Below are 16,019 nucleotides of genomic sequence, written 5' to 3'. Positions count from 1 at the left end.
CCCGGTGTCAGGGGGCGGCGCCCCGGCGCCGGGCGCGGCGCGGGTCGACCGCCCCGGTCCGCCGCGCCGCCGCCTGCGCGGCGGCCCACCGCCGCTGGGCGGGGGTGCGCGCGCCGGCGCGCACCGAGCCGCCGGCGGAGACCATCTCGGTGGACCCGTCGTTGCCCGTGCCCCCGCCCCGCCAGCCGTGGCAGATGGCCTGCGCCAGGGCGTCGGCGGCGTCGGCGGGCCGCGGCGGGGCGCCCAGACCCAGGATCCGCTGGACCATCGCCTGGACCTGGGCCTTGCCGGCCGTGCCCGAGCCGGTGACGGCGGCCTTGGCCTCGCTGGGGGTGTGCTGGGCGACCTCCAGGCCCGCCCGCGCCCCGGCGACCATGACCACGCCCATCACCTGGGCCACCCCGATGACCGAGCGCAGGTTGTCCTGGGCGAAGACCCGCTCGACGGACACGGCCGTCGGCCCGAGCCGGGCGATCCAGTCGTCCAGGGCCTCGGCGACGGCCAGCAGGCGCAGCTCGGGGCTGCGGCCCGGCGGCGTGCGCACCACCCCGACCTCCACCAGCCGGGCGCGGCGGCGCGGGTCGATGTCCACGCAGGCCAGCCCGCAGCGGGTCAGCCCGGGGTCGATCCCGAGGACCCGCTGCTGGGCGACGACGGCGCGCGAGGAGGCCGGCACGGCGCGGGCGGGGCGGAACGGCGGGCGGGGCGGGGCCGCTCAGTCCTCGTCGGTCTCGAGTCCGGCGGCGACCTCGGCGCTGATGTCCACGGAGGTGTAGACGTTCTGGACGTCGTCGAGGTCCTCCAGGGCGTCGACCAGGCGCATGACCCTGCGGGCGCCCTCCAGGTCGACCCCGATCCTGGTGGCGGGCACGAACTGCGACTCGGCGGACTCGTAGTCCATGCCGGCCTCGGTCACGGCGTTGCGCACGGCGACGAGGTTGGCGGGGTCGCAGATGATCTCGAAGGACTCCGCCCCCTCCTCGACCTCCTCGGCGCCGGCGTCGAGCACGGCCATGAGGATGGCGTCCTCGTCGACGCCGTCGGCCTTGGCGACCTCGACCACGCCCTTGCGGGAGAAGTTGTAGGCCACGGAGCCGGGGTCGGCCAGGCTGCCGCCGGTGCGGGTGAAGGCCACGCGCACGTCGGAGGCGGCGCGGTTGCGGTTGTCGGTGAGGCACTCGACGAGGAAGGCCACCCCGGCGGGCCCGTAGCCCTCGTACATGATGGTCTGCCAGTCGGCGCCGCCGGCCTCCTCGCCGGATCCGCGCTTGACGGCGCGGGTGATGTTGTCGGCGGGCACGGAGTTCTTCTTCGCCTTCTGGATGGCGTCGAACAGGGTCGGGTTGCCGGCGGGGTCGCCGCCGCCGGTGCGGGCCGCGACCTCGATGTTCTTGATGAGGCGGGCGAACAGCTTGCCGCGCTTGGCGTCGATGGCGGCCTTCTTGTGCTTCGTGGTCGCCCACTTGGAGTGTCCGGACATGTGTCCTCCTCGGAGTCGTTGGGTCCGACGCCGCGGCCGGCGGGCCGCGCGCGGAGCCGGAGATCGTCCGCGGGCCGCCGGGGGACGGCGCCCCGGGCCCGCGCGAACCTGGGCAAGCCTAACGCCGTCGGCCCGGGGCGCAGCGGGCACCGGTCCGCGGGCGCACGACGGCGTGGCGAGGATCTCGCCGCGCGCGCCGCCGCGGGCCCGCCCCGGCTCCGCGCCTCAATCCTCCTCGCGCAGGACGCGCACGGCCCCGTCCCAGCCGGACAGGAGCTCGCGGGCCAGGGCCGGCAGGGCGGCCGGGTAGACGGTCATCCCGGCGGCCACGGCGGCGTCGAGCTCGTCCAGGGGCCACCAGCGCAGGGAGTCGAGGAGCTCGCGCTCCAGCTCGGTCCACCCCGACCGGTCCAGGCCGTCGTCGGCGCCGCCGGCCCCGTCGCCGTCGAGGTGCAGCAGGTAGAACAGCTCGTCCTGGCGGCAGGTGACCAGGTTGAAGGAGAAGCGGGAGCTGCGGTCGACCACCGGGCCGATGAGCGAGGCCGCGTCCACCGTGATCCCCGTCTCCTCGGCGAGTTCGCGCGCGGCGCCCTCCGGCGGGCTCTCCCCCGCCATGATGCCGCCGCCGGGCGTGAAGCCCCAGGAGCGGTCGGCGGCGGAGAAGTCGTGCCCGATCACGAGCAGGATGGCGGGGACGGGCCGGCGGCGCAGCGCGATGACGCGGGCGGCGCTGCGGGCCGGCAGGCCCTCCTCGTTGAGGCGCCACTCGCCGGGGTCGATGAGCTCGGCCCAGTCGGCGGGCACCCGGCTCGCATCGCGCCCGTCGCGCGTCAGGACGGGCGGCGGACCGGCGGACGCCGAGGCTGGCGGCGCCGGCGGCGGGCCGGGCGCCGACCCCGGCTCCGGCGTCGTCATGGGCCTCACCACCCCACGAGGACCTGCTTGGAGCGGCGCACCGTCTCCAGGAGCTCCCTCTCCTGGGCGGCGTGGTCGGCCTCGGCGTGGCCGTCGAGGGCCTGCTGGCGCAGGACGGCCAGCGAGGAGGCGGCCCGGAGCAGGTCCCGCATGGCCTCCACCGCCGCCGGACCGCGGGCCCTGGCCCAGTGGCGCGCGGCGGAGCGCCCGGACCCGGTGGTGATCATGGTGACCTCGGCGGGATCGAGCCAGCCGGCGCGGGCGTAGTCGTCCAGGCGCCTGCGCATGGTCATGCGCTCGCGCCACCGCAGCCAGATGACCAGTCCGATGCAGGCCAGGGAGAAGGGGATCACGACGACGAAGTACAGGGCCGGGGCGGCGGCCAGGACGCCGTTCCAGAAGGCGTGCAGGGCGATGGCCCCGGCCAGTCCGATGGGCGTCATCCACACCCAGGCCGACCGCGAGCGCCTGCGCGCGCTGGCGCCGATGGCCAGGCCCGTGCAGGCCGTGAAGGTGACGTGGGCGAAGGGCGAGGCGATGGCGCGCATGACGAAGGTCCGCACGATCTCGTCGAAGTAGCGCACGAAGTACAGGATGTTCTCGGCGAAGGCGAAGCCGGCGGCGACGACGGCGGCGTAGACGATGCCGTCGACGGCGCCGTTGAAGCAGCGGCGCCACACGAGGAAGATGATGAGGACGCCCAGCCCCTTGGTCGTCTCCTCGATGATGGGGGCGGACACGACGGTGGAGACGAGTTCGCCGGAGTCGATCAGTCCGGTCGCGTTGGCCACGGCGATGCTCGCCGTCGTGTTGACCACGAGGGAGACGACGGTGGAGACTCCGGCGCCCCACAGGAAGGCGGTCAGGAGCACCGAGGGGGGCTCGGGCTCCCAGCGGTCGATCCACCACACCGTCAGCAGCACCACGAGCAGGGGGATGAGGGCCAGGATCACGGCCTCGGTGAGGCTGGCGCCCTCGTCCGCGGTGGCGGAGATCAGCCACAGCAGGCCCGCCAGTCCCAGCGCGCCCAGCGCCGTGAGCACGTACTTGGCGATGTCGCCGCGGCGCCGGCGGCGCATGGCGGTCGGCTGGGCCCACGCGGGGCCGGCCGGGGCGCCCGGGCGGCCGGTCGGGGCGCCAGCTCGGCCGGCGGGGCCGGGCCGGGCGGCGGAAGCGGGCGGGCCGGTGGGGCCGGGCCGGCCGGCGGGGCCCAGCGGGTCGGCGGCGGGAGGGTGCTGTAGACGGGGGTCCCAGGCTCCGGGGCCCATGGGCTGCGGGCTGCTCACGGCGTCTCCTCCTCGGACGGCTCGGGGGTGATGTCGTCGTCCGCGTCGAAGGTGGCGGGCTGCGGGGCGCGCCCGGCCAGGTGGAGGATCCGGACGGGCCAGGTCGCGCGCAGCAGGCGGGTCTCGGCGACGTGGGTGTTGTGGAAGCGCCGCGCCAGGACCAGTCGGGAGGCGGCCTTGTCCAGGCGCGCCAGGGCGGCCTCGCTCAGGGGGTCGGCGCTGAGCTCGGCGCGCGTGCGCCCGGTCAGGACCGTGCGCAGCACGCGGGTGAGGTCGGACTCGATCGCGGCGCGCGAGCGGCCCGCATCATCGGGGTCCTGGCGCGGCGAGGCCGAGTCGAGGCGGTCGTCGACCAGCGGGCCCTCGGCCTCGAGGGCCTCGTGGGCGGCGCGGGAGACCAGGAGGGCCGAGGCCGGGTCGAGGCGGCTGGAGGCGGCGAGCTCGACGGCCGCCTGGGCGCGGTGGACCAGCTGGGTCTCCAGGGTCGCCCGCGATCCCAGGACCTGGCGGTGGAGCCGGTCGACGCGCACCGCCAGGGCGGAGGCCGCCCACCCGGCCAGGCACAGGACGAGGAGCGCGGTGACGGCGGCGATCACCGGGCCCGCCCAGGCGGCGGAGGGGCCCGGGCCCAGGGCCGCGACGTGCAGCGGCACCGGCAGCGGCGCGCCCGGCGCGGGGGCGAGGGCGGGGGCGGGCATCTCAGTCACGGTCGCGGTCCTCCAGGACCCCGCGCAGGCGCCCGACGATGGTGGGCCTGGACCAGGCGGGGCTCACGCGCGTGTGGGCGGTGGACAGCGCCATGTCGTAGACGTCGAGGATCTCGTCGGCCACCACCGACCAGTCGTAGCGGCCCACGGCGGCCTCGGCGGCCTCCCGGCGCCGCTGCGCGCCGGCCTCGTCGGTGAGGGTGTCGATCATGACGCGGGCCAGGTCCGCCCCGTCCCCGGTGCGGAACAGGGCGCCGTAGCGCCCGGCCCCCAGGACGTCGGAGAAGGCCGCCAGGTCGGAGGCGATGATGCGGGTGCCCGCGGCCATGGCCTCGACGAGCACGATCCCGAAGGACTCCCCCCCGGTCTGCGGGGCGACGTAGCAGGTCGCTGAGGCCAGCATGGCGGCCTTGTCCTCGTCGCTGATCCCCCCCAGGAAGACGACGCGCCCGCCGTGGGGGGCCAGGTCCCGGCGCGCCTCCTCGGCCCGGCCGCGCCCGGCGATGAGGAAGCGCGCCCCGGGCACGGCCTTCAGGACGCGCGGCACGGCGTCGGCCAGGACGGCCAGCCCCTTGCGGGGCTCGTCGAGGCGGCCGAGGAAGCCGATCGTGGGCGCCTGGGGGGTCCCGGCGAAGCGCGGGTCGTCCCGGGGGGCGCGGGCGAAGGCGGCGACGTCGACGCCGTTGGGGATGACGACGGCGTCGCCGCCGTGGAAGCGGACGAGGGTGCGCCGGGCCTCCTCGGACACGGCGATGCGCGCCGTGATGCGCTCCATGAGCGGGCCGGCGGCGCCGGCGAGCAGCTCGCGCGCCAGGGAGCGGTCCATGGCGGCGTGGAAGGTGGCCACGACGGGCCCGGTGGCCGCCTGGAGGACCAGCAGGCCCACGTTGGGGGCGATGGGCTCGTGGACGTGGATCAGGTCGAAGTCGCCGGCCTCGAGCCAGCGGCGCGCGCGGCGCGCCACCACGGCCCCGAAGTTGAGGCGGGCGACGGAGCCGTTGTAGGGGATGGGCACGGAGTCCCCGGAGCTGGTGACCCAGGGGGGCAGCGTCAGGGTCTGCGAGGCGGGGGCCAGCACCCGGACCTCGTGGCCGCGGCGCATGAGCTCGGCGGCCAGCTCCATGACGTGCGCCTGGACGCCGCCGGGCACGTCCAGGGAGAAGGGGCAGACCAGTCCGACTCTCATGCCCGCCCCTCCCGCTCCCGGGCCCGGGACCGGGCCAGGCGCTCGGGGTCGAGGTCGTCGTCGAAGACGGCCTGGAGCATGTGCCAGTCGACGGCGTGGGCGGCCAGCTCGGGGCCGATCCGCTCGACCCAGGCGCGGGTCCGCTCGGCGACCGCCTCCCGTCCGGTCAGGCCCGGGGGCGCGGGGACCCGGTGCAGGGCGATGACCACGCCCCAGGGCCCGCCGGCGGCCCGGCGCCGGGCCCCGGTGAGGCGCTCGTAGTGGACGGTGGCGGCGTACAGGGGCAGTCCGAGGCGCTCGGCGACGGCGGCCGGCCCGGCGGCCACGTGCGCCGCGCACCCGCACAGGGGCGCCTCGACGCCGGAGGAGGACAGGTCGCGGTCGGCCAGCAGGGCGATGACGTAGCGCCCCTGCTCCGCCGCCTCCACGAGGGGCTCGAAGACCCTCTCCCCGCGGGCCTGGCCGATGATGCGCATGCCCAGGCCCCGGCGGAAGGCGACGAATTGCTCGAACAGGTCCGGCGGCTCGAGCCGTTCGGCGACCGTGAGCACCTGGGCCAGCTCGGTGCAGGCCCAGGCCCCCACCATGTCCCAGTTGCCCATGTGGGGCAGGGCGATGACGATGGAGCCCCGGCTCGCGTCGCGGCGGACCTCGGGGCCCATGACGGGTCGGACCCGGGCGGCGCGCTGGTCGGGGGTCAGGCCGGGCAGGGCGAAGGCCTCGTAGAAGTAGCGCATGTAGGAGCGCATGGCCGCCCTGGTGGCGCGCGACAGCTCGCGCCGGTCGGCGTCCGGCAGGAGCCTGGACAGGTTGCGCTCCAGCCGGCCCACGCCGCCCCGGCCGGCGCGCAGGCGGTGGGCGAGCCAGGCCGCGTCCCCGGCCAGGTGGAACAGGGCGTAGCCCAGTCCGCTCGGCAGGCGCCGCACGTGGCGCCAGGCGAAGCGGTAGAGGCTCTCGACGCCGGGCGTCCTCATGCGCTCACCGCTGCGCCGCGCCGCCCGCCCGCGCGGGCGGGGGCCGGGGCGCCGTCGACCAGTTGGCGGCGCACGACGAGCACCCGCTGGGCGACGGTGACCAGGCTGCCCAGGGCCACCAGGGCCAGGCCCGCCGTGACGACCCAGGTCGGGGCGCCCAGGCCCGCGGCCAGGACGGCGGCGCCGATGACGACGAGGCGGTCGGTGCGCTCGGCGATGCCCACCGCGGCGGTGGCGCCCACGGACTTGGCCCGGGCCTGGGCGTAGGGCACGACGGCCGCCAGGACGACGCAGGCGATCCCCAGGCACAGCGTCCAGGTCCGCAGGGGCCCGTCTCTCAGGCGCAGGCCCGCCCAGGCGGTCAGGGAGCCGAAGACGGCGCCGTCGGCCAGGCGGTCCATGGTCGAGTCGAGGAAGGCGCCGAACTCGGACGAGCCCCCGGTGGCCCGGGCGAGGATCCCGTCGAAGGAGTCGGCGACGATGGTCAGGACCAGGGCGATGGGGCCGACGACGAAGTGCCCCCGCGGCAGGGTCAGGACCGCGACGCCGATGGTCAGCGCCGTCCCGGCGAGCGTGAGCAGGTTGGGGGTGACGCCGATCCTGGCCAGGGCCAGGGCGGGTCGGGTGAACAGCGCCCTGGTCAGGCCGCGTCCGTGCTGTCCGAGCATGTCTTCCTCACAACGGGGTGGGTCGTGCGGTTCGGCAGCCTACCGCACGCCGTCGACGGTGGTGGGCAGGTGCGACCAGGCCCGGGCGAGCATGGCGCGCTGGTCGCCCAGGAGCTGGGGGACCGGCTTGGTCTTGCCGATGATGGGCATGAAATTGGCGTCCCCCATCCAGCGGGGGACGATGTGCTGGTGCAGGTGGGCGGCGATGCCGGCGCCGCCCACCTGCCCCTGGTTGAGCCCCAGGTTGAAGCCGTGGGGGTGGGCGACGTGGCGCACGACCTCCATGGCGCGGGCCGTGAGCCGGCCGATCTCGATGCGCTCGGCGTCGGAGGCCCCGGTCCAGTCCGCCACGTGCCGGTAGGGGCACACGAGCAGGTGGCCGGTGTTGTAGGGGTAGAGGTTCATGAGCACGTAGGCGGCCTCGCCGCGGTGGACGATGAGGGACTCGGCGTCCTCGAGCCCGGGCGCGGCGCAGAAGGGGCAGCGGCGCGCGGAGGCGTCCTCGGGCTTGTCCTGGCCGCCGATGTAGACCATGCGGTGGGGGGTCCACAGGCGGCCGAAGGGGTCGGGGGCGTCGGGGTGCTGGAAGGGGGCCTGGATGCGCACGCCGTCGACGACGACGCCCGCCGGGTCGCAGCGGGCGCCGTCGTCGGCGCGGGGGCCCCCGCTCGCCTCAGTCACGGGCGGGCCTCTCCCCCGCCGGATCGTTGACGCGCCCGGCGATGACGGCGGCGATGTGGTCCAGGGCCTCGTCCACGGGCACGCCGTTGATCTGCTCGCCGTCGCGCAGGCGGAAGGAGACCGCCCCGGCGTCGGCGTCGGCGCCGCCGGCGATGAGGGTGAAGGGGATCTTGTCCTTGGCGGCGTTGCGGATCTTCTTGCCGAAGCGGTCGTCGGACAGGTCGGTCTCGACCCGGATCCCGCGGGCGCGCGCCCGGGCGGCGACGTCGGCCACGTAGTCGTCGAAGGCCTCGGCCACCGGCACCAGGCGCGCCTGCACCGGGGCCAGCCAGGCCGGGAAGGCGCCGGCGTAGTGCTCGGTGAGCACCCCGATGAAGCGCTCGACGCTGCCCAGCTTGGCCGAGTGCAGCATGATGGGCCGGCGGCGCGAGCCGTCGGCGGCCGTGTACTCCAGGTCGAAGCGCTCGGGCTGGTTGAAGTCGTACTGGATGGTCGACATCTGCCAGGTGCGGCCGATGGCGTCCTTGACCTGCACGGAGACCTTGGGCCCGTAGAAGGCGGCCCCGCCCGGGTCGGGCACGACCTCCAGGCCCGAGGAGGCGCAGGCCCGCTCGAGGATGGACGTGGCGGCGGCCCAGTCGGCGTCCGAGCCGATGAACTTGTCCCTCCCGGCGCCCTCGTCGCGGGTGGACAGCTCGAGCGTGAAGTCGGTCAGCCCGAAGTCGGACAGGATCGAGATGAAGAAGTCGATCTGCCGTCCGATCTCGTCGGGCGCCTGCTCGGGGGTGCAGTAGGTGTGGGAGTCGTCCTGGGTGAAGCCGCGCATGCGGGTCAGGCCGTGGACGACGCCGGACTTCTCGTAGCGGTAGTCGCGGCCCATCTCGAACAGGCGCATGGGCAGTTCGCGGTAGGAGCGGCCGCGGGAGCGGAAGATGAGGTTGTGCATGGGGCAGTTCATGGCCTTGAGGTAGTACTCCTGGCCGGCCCGCACGACGGCGCCGTCGGCGCCGGTCTCCTCGTCGACGACCATGGGCGGGAACATGGTGTCGGCGTAGTAGGGCAGGTGCCCGGAGGTGTGGAACAGCCCGCCCTTGGAGATCTCGGGGGTGTGGACGAAGTCGAAGCCGGCCTCCTCGTGGCGCGCGATCACGTGGCTCTCGATGATGTGGCGCAGCATGCCGCCCCTGGGGTGGAAGACCACCAGGCCCGGGCCGATCTCCTCGGGGAAGGAGAACAGGTCGAGCTCGGCGCCGAGCCTGCGGTGGTCGCGCCGGGCGGCCTCGGCCAGGCGGGTCTGGTGGGCCCTGAGGTCCTCCTTGGAGGCCCAGGCGGTGCCGTAGATGCGCTGCAGGGAGTCCCCGTGCTGGTCGCCCCTCCAGTAGGCGGCCGAGGACTTGGTCAGGGCGAAGCCCGCCCCGATGAGCCGGGTGGTGGGCAGGTGGGGGCCGCGGCACAGGTCCTTCCAGGCCACGGTGCCGTCGCGCCGGACGTTGTCGTACATGGTCAGGCCCGCCCCGCCGACCTCGACGCCGGCGCCCTCGGCGCCCGCGCCCTTGGTGGTGATGAGCTCGAGCTTGTAGGGCTGGTCGGCCAGTTCGGCGCGCCCCTGGGCCTCGGTGATGTCGCGGCGCACGAAGCGCTGGCCCTCCTTGACGATGCGCCTCATGCGCCGCTCGATCTCGCGCAGCAGCTCGGGGGTGACGGCGTCGATGCCCCCGAAGTCGTAGTAGAAGCCGTCGTCGATGAAGGGGCCGATGCCCAGGTCGACGTCGGGGAAGATCTCCTGGACGGCCTGGGCCATGACGTGGGTGGTCGAGTGGCGCAGGATGTTGAGCCCGTCCGGGCTGGACAGGGTGATGGGCTCGACGACGGCGCCGGCGGGCACGGCCCGCTCCAGGTCCCAGGGCTCGCCGTCGACCCTCATGGCCACGACGTCGCGCTCGGAGGCGAATAGGGAGGTCCCCGTGGTGCCCTCCTCGACGCTGCGCGCGGCGCCGTCGAGGACGATATCGATGCTGGGCTGGGCTGTCACGGGGTTCTCCTCCGATGATTGCGCGGTGGACGCTGCACGGGTGCGTCCGCTCTCGCCTGCGGATACTACCCCGCCGAATCCGGCGCGCCTTCAGACGCCCAGGCGGTCGCGCACGAAGTGTCGGGCCCGCCGGGCCCGGCGCAGCGCCCGGTAGATCAGCGGGTGGACGGGCACGTCCCAGGCGCCGTCGACCTCCGTGGGGTGCTGGGCGAAGCGGCGCTTGTACTGCCCCACGCCGTAGAGCTCGGGGACGCGGGCCGAGTCGGCGCCCATGAGGTCCAGTCCGTCGCACCCCTCGGCGGCCATGGTGCGGGCCACGAACCAGTCGAGGGCCTCGGCGCCGCGGAAGCCGCGCGAGGCGGAGGAGGAGGCCCCGTAGTAGGCCACGGCCCGCTTGCCCGAGACGGTCACGAGGTCCCAGCAGTGGGGCTCGCCGTCGCGCCGCAGGACGAAGAGGCGGGCGTGCTCGGGGCCCAGCGTGGTGAGCATGTCCCAGTAGACGTCGCTGGGGTGGGGCCGGAAGCCGTCGCGCCGGGCGGTCTCGCTCATGACGGCGTAGAGGGACTCGAATTCCTCGCGGCTCAGCCCGGTCTCCTCGGCGATGGTGCACCCGGCCTCGCGGGCCACGCGCTCGGCGCGCAGGACGCCGCGGCGCCCGGCGCGGGGCATGGCGCCGGCGATCGCCTTGGGCTCGCGGGGGGTCAGGTCGATGACGTAGGTGCGGTCGTAGGTGATGGTGGACAGCAGCTCCAGGGTGTCGCGGGCGCGGTAGCGCGCGTGCATCCTGATGAAGACGGTGCGCGGCTCGCGCCGGCGCACCTCGCGCACGAGCATCTGGCGCAGCCGGGCCTCGCGCGCGGGCGACTGCTCCTTGAGCCACACGGGCCCGTGCTTGGCCCACAGGAAGGGCCGGCCGCCGATGCGGTGGCGGTACAGGGCCAGGACCGCCGTCGGCTTGCCGTCGCACTCGAAGACGTAGCGGCCGAAGAGGGTGTTGCCCTGGCTCTTCTCATAGGCCTCCCAGGCCTCGATCTGCTCGACGGGCGCCGGGGTGCACCCGATCGCCAGTCGCATGTCGCGCGCGGACACCGCGCGCAGAACCTCCTGCTGCTGGGGCGGGGCGGGCTCGTCGGCCATCGGGGCTCCTGTCTTGCGGTGCGGTGGGGAAGCGACCCGGGGGATCGGGTCCAGGGTCCGCGCCAGCCTAACCACGCGCGGGGCCGCTGTGCTCGTTCTTCCGGATGATCTAGGTCGCGTCCGCCGGCGCGCGCCGCCCGCGCGGGCGGCGGCGCACGAGGCGCTTGGGGTGGTGGCGGTGGAATTTCAGGTCGTGGTTGAGCTTGAGCGCCGTGACCAGCAGTCGGCGGCGCACGGAGCGCTCGGCCGGGTCGATGAGGGGGTCCACCGCCCGGGGGGCCAGGCGCAGGGCGCGCCGCCGCAGCGCCGGGTCGTCGACCTGGTGCAGGACCAGGTGGCGGGGCACCAGGCTGTAGAGGACCTCGCGGCGCGCCTGGCGCCGCGGCCCCGGCCGACCGTCGATCAGGTCGGCGATCATGGGGACCATGGGGTTGACCCCGGCGGCGCTCATGTAGAAGGAGTTGCGCCCGATGCGCGGGTTGAGCTCGAAGAAGACCGACTCGCCGGTGCGCGGGTCGACCTTGACGTCGAAGTTGGCGAACCCCCGGTAGCCGGCCGCCTTCAGCAGCCGCTCCGCCCCGTCCCACAGCTCGGGGAAGGGCTCGGTGATCATGGCCACCGGGTTGCCGATGAGGGTGGGGGCGTGGTCCTCCAGCAGCACCCGGGCGGAGCCGATCATGGTCATCTCGCCGTTGGAGGCCATGTAGGCGGTCACCGAGCGCATGGCCTCGTCCTCGCCCGGGATCCGCTCCTGGATGAGGAAGGTGGAGGCGTAGCCGGCGCCCCGCAGGTCCGACCACAGCGAGGCGAGGTCCTCGGGGCCGTCCAGGAAGTAGATCTTGCGCTTGCCGGGGAATTCGGCGGCGTCCCAGTCCGATCCGACGGCGGCCTTGCCCACCAGGGGGAAGGGGATGCCGATCTCGGGGTCGCCGTGGGCCAGCTCGGAGCAGTCCACGACCGCCTGGCGGGGCGTGCGCAGGCCCTGGGCGGCGCAGGCGGCGGCGAAGGCCACCTTGTCGCTCAGGGCGTCCATGGCCCCCACGTCGGGGAAGGGCACGGCGTAGCACGGCTCCAGCTCGGCGCGGCGGACGGCCAGGAGGCGGGCCGTGGCGTCGCTGTTGGCCATGACGACGGCGCTGCGCGGGGCCCGGCCGGCGGCGAGCCCGCGCAGGAGGGAGAGCATCATGTCCTCGTCGTGCTCCTCGTAGTGGTGCACGTCGATGTAGCTCGACAACTCGATGGCCTCGATGGGGCTGGGCGACAGGAGGGCGACCCGCTGCCCGGTGGCGTCGTGGAGCTGGCGGGCCAGGGCGTAGGCCCCGATGTCCCCGCCGATGACGACGGGCAGGAGATCGGGCCTGGACGGACGGCGGTCCCGGGAGCGGATCATGGGGTCCTCCTGAGGGGCGGGTCGGACTCGCTCGCGGCGGGGGCGCCGCGACGACGAAGGCCCCGGACGAGCGTCCGAGGCCTGAGCCGGTGGGCGATACTGGGATCGAACCAGTGACCTCTTCCGTGTCAGGGAAGCGCGCTCCCGCTGCGCCAATCGCCCGAGCGGATGACGGGACTCGAACCCGCGACCCTCACCTTGGCAAGGTGATGCTCTACCAACTGAGCCACATCCGCACCGCGCCGCCGTCCGGCGGTGCGGGAAGTAAGGTAGCAGGTGATGGGCGCGGGCGCAAAGGCTCGGCGTGTGACGTACCCGTCTTCTCAACGGACCGCCTGCCCCGGCATCCGCCCAGCCGCGGCCCCCGCGCCGTGGCAATGTATGAGGCATGGACAACAGCACCCCCGCCGCGGCCGCCCCCGACATCCTATGGCCCGGCAAGCCCTACCCGCTGGGCGCCGCCTACGACGGCGCCGGCACGAACTTCGCCCTCTTCTCCTCCGTGGCGGAGCGCGTCTACCTCTGCCTGTTCGACGAGTCGGGGGCCGAACGCCGCGTGGAGCTGACCGAGAAGGACGCCGACGTCTGGCACGCCTACCTGCCCTACGTCGGTCCCGGCCAGCACTACGGCTACCGCGTCGACGGCCCCTACGACCCGGCCTCCGGGCGGCGCTGCGACGCCTCCAAGCTCCTCCTGGACCCCTACGCCAAGGCGATCTCCGGGCAGGTGCGCCCCTCGGCGAGCCTGTACTCCTACTCCTTCGACGACCCGGACAAGCGCAACACCGACGACTCGGCGCCCGTCACCATGCGCTCAGTGGTCACGACCCCCTACTTCGACTGGGGGCACGACCGGCCCCCGGCCCGCCCGTACCACGAGACGGTCATCTACGAGGCGCACGTCAAGGGCATGACCCGGCTCAACGAGAAGATCCCCGCGCACCTGCGCGGCACCTACGCCGGGCTGGCCCAGCCCGCCGTCATCGACCACCTCACCCGCCTGGGGATCACGGCGCTGGAGCTCATGCCCGTCCACCAGTTCGTCAACGACACCCACCTGCAGGAGAAGGGCCTGTCGAACTACTGGGGCTACAACACCATCGGCTTCTTCGCCCCGCACAACGCCTACGCCGCCCACGGCCAGGACGGCCAGCAGGTCCAGGAGTTCAAGTCCATGGTCAAGTCCATGCACGCGGCGGGAATCGAGGTCATCCTCGACGTGGTCTACAACCACACCGCCGAGGGCAACCACATGGGCCCGACCCTGTCCTTCCGCGGCATCGACAACGCCTCCTACTACCGCCTGGTCGACGGCGACCCGGCCCACTACTTCGACACCACCGGCACGGGCAACTCCCTGCTCATGCGCTCGCCCGCCGTCCTCCAGCTCATCATGGACTCCCTGCGCTACTGGGTCACCGAGATGCACGTGGACGGCTTCCGCTTCGACCTGGCCTCGACCCTGGCCCGTCAGTTCCACGAGGTCGACAAGCTCAGCGCCTTCTTCGACATCATCCACCAGGACCCGGTCCTGTCGCGCGTCAAGCTCATCGCCGAGCCCTGGGACGTGGGCGAGGGCGGCTACAACGTCGGCGGCTTCCCGCCGCTGTGGAGCGAGTGGAACGGCAAGTACCGCGACACCGTGCGGGACTTCTGGCGCGGGGAGCCCTCCACGCTGGGCGAGTTCGCCTCGCGCATCACCGGCTCCTCCGACCTGTACCAGTACTCGGGCCGCACCCCCGTGGCGAGCGTCAACTTCGTCACCGCCCACGACGGCTTCACGCTGCACGACCTGGTGTCCTACAACGGCAAGCACAACGACGCCAACGGCGAGGACAACCGCGACGGCGACAGCAACAACCGCTCCTGGAACTGCGGGGCCGAGGGGCGGACCGACGACGCCGCCGTCCTGGACCTGCGCCGCCGCCAGGTCCGCAACTTCCTGGCCACGGTGCTCTTCAGTCAGGGCGTGCCCATGATCTGCCACGGCGACGAGCTGGGCCGCACCCAGGGGGGCAACAACAACGCCTACTGCCAGGACAACGAGATCACCTGGATCGACTGGGACCTGGACGAGCAGGAGCGCAAGCTGCTCGACTTCACCTCCAAGATGGTGAAGCTGCGCCACGACCACCCCGTCCTGCGGCGCAGGCGCTTCTTCACCGGCAGGGCCGGCCACGGCGGGGAGTCCGAGCGCCGCGAGATCGAGTGGCTGCGGCCCTCGGGCGAGCACATGACCGACCAGGACTGGGCCACGTGGTACGCCCGGGCCATGACGGTCTACCTCAACGGGGACGCCATCGCCGAGCCCGACGAGTACGGCCGGCAGGTGGTCGACGACTCCTTCCTCATCCTCATCAACGCCTCCGGCGAGAACATCGACTTCACGCTGCCGGGCGAGGACTACGCCCCCGGCTGGGTGGTCGCCCTCGACACGACGCCCGCCGGCCAGGACGCGGCCCGCTCCCGCCACGACGCGAACGAGGTCGTCGGCGTCGAGGCCCACTCGATGCTGTTCCTCATCGCCGAGGACGAGGAGACGGCCCGGGCCGCCCGGGCCGCCCGGACCGTGAGCGAGGCGGCCGCGCGGCTCAGGGCCGTCAGGGAGGCGAGCGCGGCGGCCACGCGGCTCGAGGCCGCCCGGGCGGCGAGCGCGGCCGAGCAGTCCGGGGCCGAGGGCGCCGTCGTGCCCGAGCCCGAGGCCGACGCCGTCGCGCCCGGGGCCGACACCCCGGTCGAGGCCGAGGCCGACGCTCCCGCCACCCCGGCCGAGCCCGGGGCCGGGGCCGCACCCGACGAGCCCGGGGGCGCCGTCGTGCCCGAGCCCGAGGCCGACGCTCCCGCCACCCCGGCCGAGCCCGGGGCCGGGGCCGACGCCGTCGCGCCGAAGGCCGTTCCCGAGACCGCCGGCGTCGCACCCGGGGCCGGGGCCGACGGGGCCGACGCCGTCGCGCCGAAGGCCGTTCCCGAGACCGCCGGCGTCGCACCCGAGCCCGCCCCGGAGGCCGGCGCGGTCGCGCCCGGGGCCGACGCCCCGGTCGAGGCCGCACCCGACGAGCCCGAGGGCGCCGTCGTGCCCGAGCCCGAGGCCGACGCTCCCGCCGCCCCGGCCGATGAGTCCGGGGGCGCCGTCGCGCCGAAGGCGCCCGCCGCCCCGGCCGAGCCCGAGACCGCACCCGCCGAGCCCGAGGCCGACGAGGAGGCGCCCGGGACACCCGCCTCGGTCTGAGCCCGAGCCACCGGGGAGGGCGTCGGCGGATCCGCGGATCCGCCGACGCCCTCCCCGGTTCGCCGTCGCCCAGGGCGGGGCCCGTCGGCCCGCCGTGTCCGCGAGCGCGCAGGTTTCCAGTCGAACGCGCAGGCGGGAGGCGCGCGTTCGACTGGAAACCTGCGCGCTCGCGGGATTCGCGGGATTCGCGGGTCTGGAAACCTGCGCGCTCGCGGACACGGTCGAGTCGATGGTGTTGACGGCCCGCCCGCGCCGACCCACCGGGTTGACCGCCCTTTGCGCCGCATGTGCGCACCGTCCCGGGCATCTCACGGCGTGGGAACCGGAATGGGTA

General features: G+C 74.6%; 13 protein-coding genes and 2 tRNA genes. 1 reads left to right on the top strand and 14 read right to left on the bottom strand.

What is annotated here, in order from left to right; all coding sequences use genetic code 11:
• Nucleotides 1-7 precede the first annotated feature (7 nt).
• The 14 genes from G446_RS0106570 to G446_RS0106505 form a co-directional block, all read right to left on the bottom strand.
• Nucleotides 8-628, bottom strand: coding sequence for a crossover junction endodeoxyribonuclease RuvC (locus G446_RS0106570; RefSeq protein WP_084779051.1), 621 nt, complete (start codon nucleotides 626-628; stop codon nucleotides 8-10).
• Between the two features lie 87 nt (nucleotides 629-715).
• Nucleotides 716-1,480: a YebC/PmpR family DNA-binding transcriptional regulator gene (locus G446_RS0106565; RefSeq protein ID WP_026409560.1), complete on the bottom strand. Its 765-nt coding sequence runs from the start codon at nucleotides 1,478-1,480 to the stop codon at nucleotides 716-718.
• Nucleotides 1,481-1,705: 225 nt separating this feature from the next.
• Entirely contained in the window at nucleotides 1,706-2,395 is a 690-nt protein-coding gene (locus tag G446_RS0106560; RefSeq protein ID WP_084779049.1) for an NUDIX hydrolase, read from the bottom strand.
• A 5-nt stretch (nucleotides 2,396-2,400) separates the two neighbouring features.
• A complete protein-coding gene (locus G446_RS16380) occupies nucleotides 2,401-3,681 on the bottom strand; it encodes a PrsW family glutamic-type intramembrane protease (RefSeq protein WP_245574614.1) in 1,281 nt (426 codons plus the stop codon).
• Entirely contained in the window at nucleotides 3,678-4,379 is a 702-nt protein-coding gene (locus G446_RS0106550; RefSeq protein ID WP_423753955.1) for a hypothetical protein, read from the bottom strand. Before G446_RS0106550 ends, G446_RS16380 begins: the two co-directional genes overlap by 4 nt.
• Before the next feature lies 1 nt (nucleotide 4,380).
• Nucleotides 4,381-5,574, bottom strand: a complete 1,194-nt coding sequence (locus tag G446_RS0106545) for a glycosyltransferase family 4 protein (RefSeq protein ID WP_026409557.1) — start codon at nucleotides 5,572-5,574, stop codon at nucleotides 4,381-4,383.
• Nucleotides 5,571-6,548 (bottom strand): phosphatidylinositol mannoside acyltransferase, encoded by a 978-nt coding sequence (locus tag G446_RS0106540; RefSeq protein ID WP_026409556.1) that lies wholly within the window; start codon nucleotides 6,546-6,548, stop codon nucleotides 5,571-5,573. Before G446_RS0106540 ends, G446_RS0106545 begins: the two co-directional genes overlap by 4 nt.
• Entirely contained in the window at nucleotides 6,545-7,216 is a 672-nt protein-coding gene (gene pgsA / locus G446_RS0106535) for a phosphatidylinositol phosphate synthase (protein ID WP_026409555.1), read from the bottom strand. Before pgsA ends, G446_RS0106540 begins: the two co-directional genes overlap by 4 nt.
• 39 nt (nucleotides 7,217-7,255) lie before the next feature.
• Complete coding sequence (locus tag G446_RS0106530) at nucleotides 7,256-7,822, bottom strand: HIT family protein (RefSeq protein ID WP_245574615.1); 567 nt, start codon at nucleotides 7,820-7,822, stop codon at nucleotides 7,256-7,258.
• 67 nt (nucleotides 7,823-7,889) lie between these two features.
• On the bottom strand, nucleotides 7,890-9,929 hold the full coding sequence (gene thrS, locus G446_RS0106525) for a threonine--tRNA ligase (RefSeq protein WP_026409553.1): 2,040 nt from the start codon (nucleotides 9,927-9,929) through the stop codon (nucleotides 7,890-7,892).
• Between the two features lie 90 nt (nucleotides 9,930-10,019).
• Nucleotides 10,020-11,066, bottom strand: a complete 1,047-nt coding sequence (locus G446_RS0106520) for a lipid II:glycine glycyltransferase FemX (RefSeq protein ID WP_245574612.1) — start codon at nucleotides 11,064-11,066, stop codon at nucleotides 10,020-10,022.
• A 109-nt stretch (nucleotides 11,067-11,175) separates the two neighbouring features.
• Entirely contained in the window at nucleotides 11,176-12,456 is a 1,281-nt protein-coding gene (locus G446_RS0106515) for a carboxylate--amine ligase (RefSeq protein WP_026409551.1), read from the bottom strand.
• Nucleotides 12,457-12,546: 90 nt separating this feature from the next.
• Nucleotides 12,547-12,618: transfer RNA gene (locus tag G446_RS0106510), tRNA-Val, on the bottom strand.
• 1 nt (nucleotide 12,619) lies between these two features.
• Nucleotides 12,620-12,692, bottom strand: a tRNA-Gly gene (locus G446_RS0106505).
• Nucleotides 12,693-12,844: 152 nt separating this feature from the next.
• On the opposite strand from G446_RS0106505, the gene glgX reads away from it, so the two are divergent.
• The gene (gene glgX / locus G446_RS16375; protein ID WP_084779047.1) at nucleotides 12,845-15,685 is read left to right on the top strand and encodes a glycogen debranching protein GlgX; all 2,841 of its coding nucleotides are present in this window, start codon (nucleotides 12,845-12,847) and stop codon (nucleotides 15,683-15,685) included.
• Nucleotides 15,686-16,019: the final 334 nt, after the last annotated feature.

Origin of the sequence: Actinomyces dentalis DSM 19115, from assembly GCF_000429225.1 — a bacterium.
GTDB lineage: Bacteria > Actinomycetota > Actinomycetes > Actinomycetales > Actinomycetaceae > Actinomyces > Actinomyces dentalis.
Note: the sequence above shows the minus strand (reverse complement) of the source record. Positions and strands in the feature narration are given on the sequence as shown.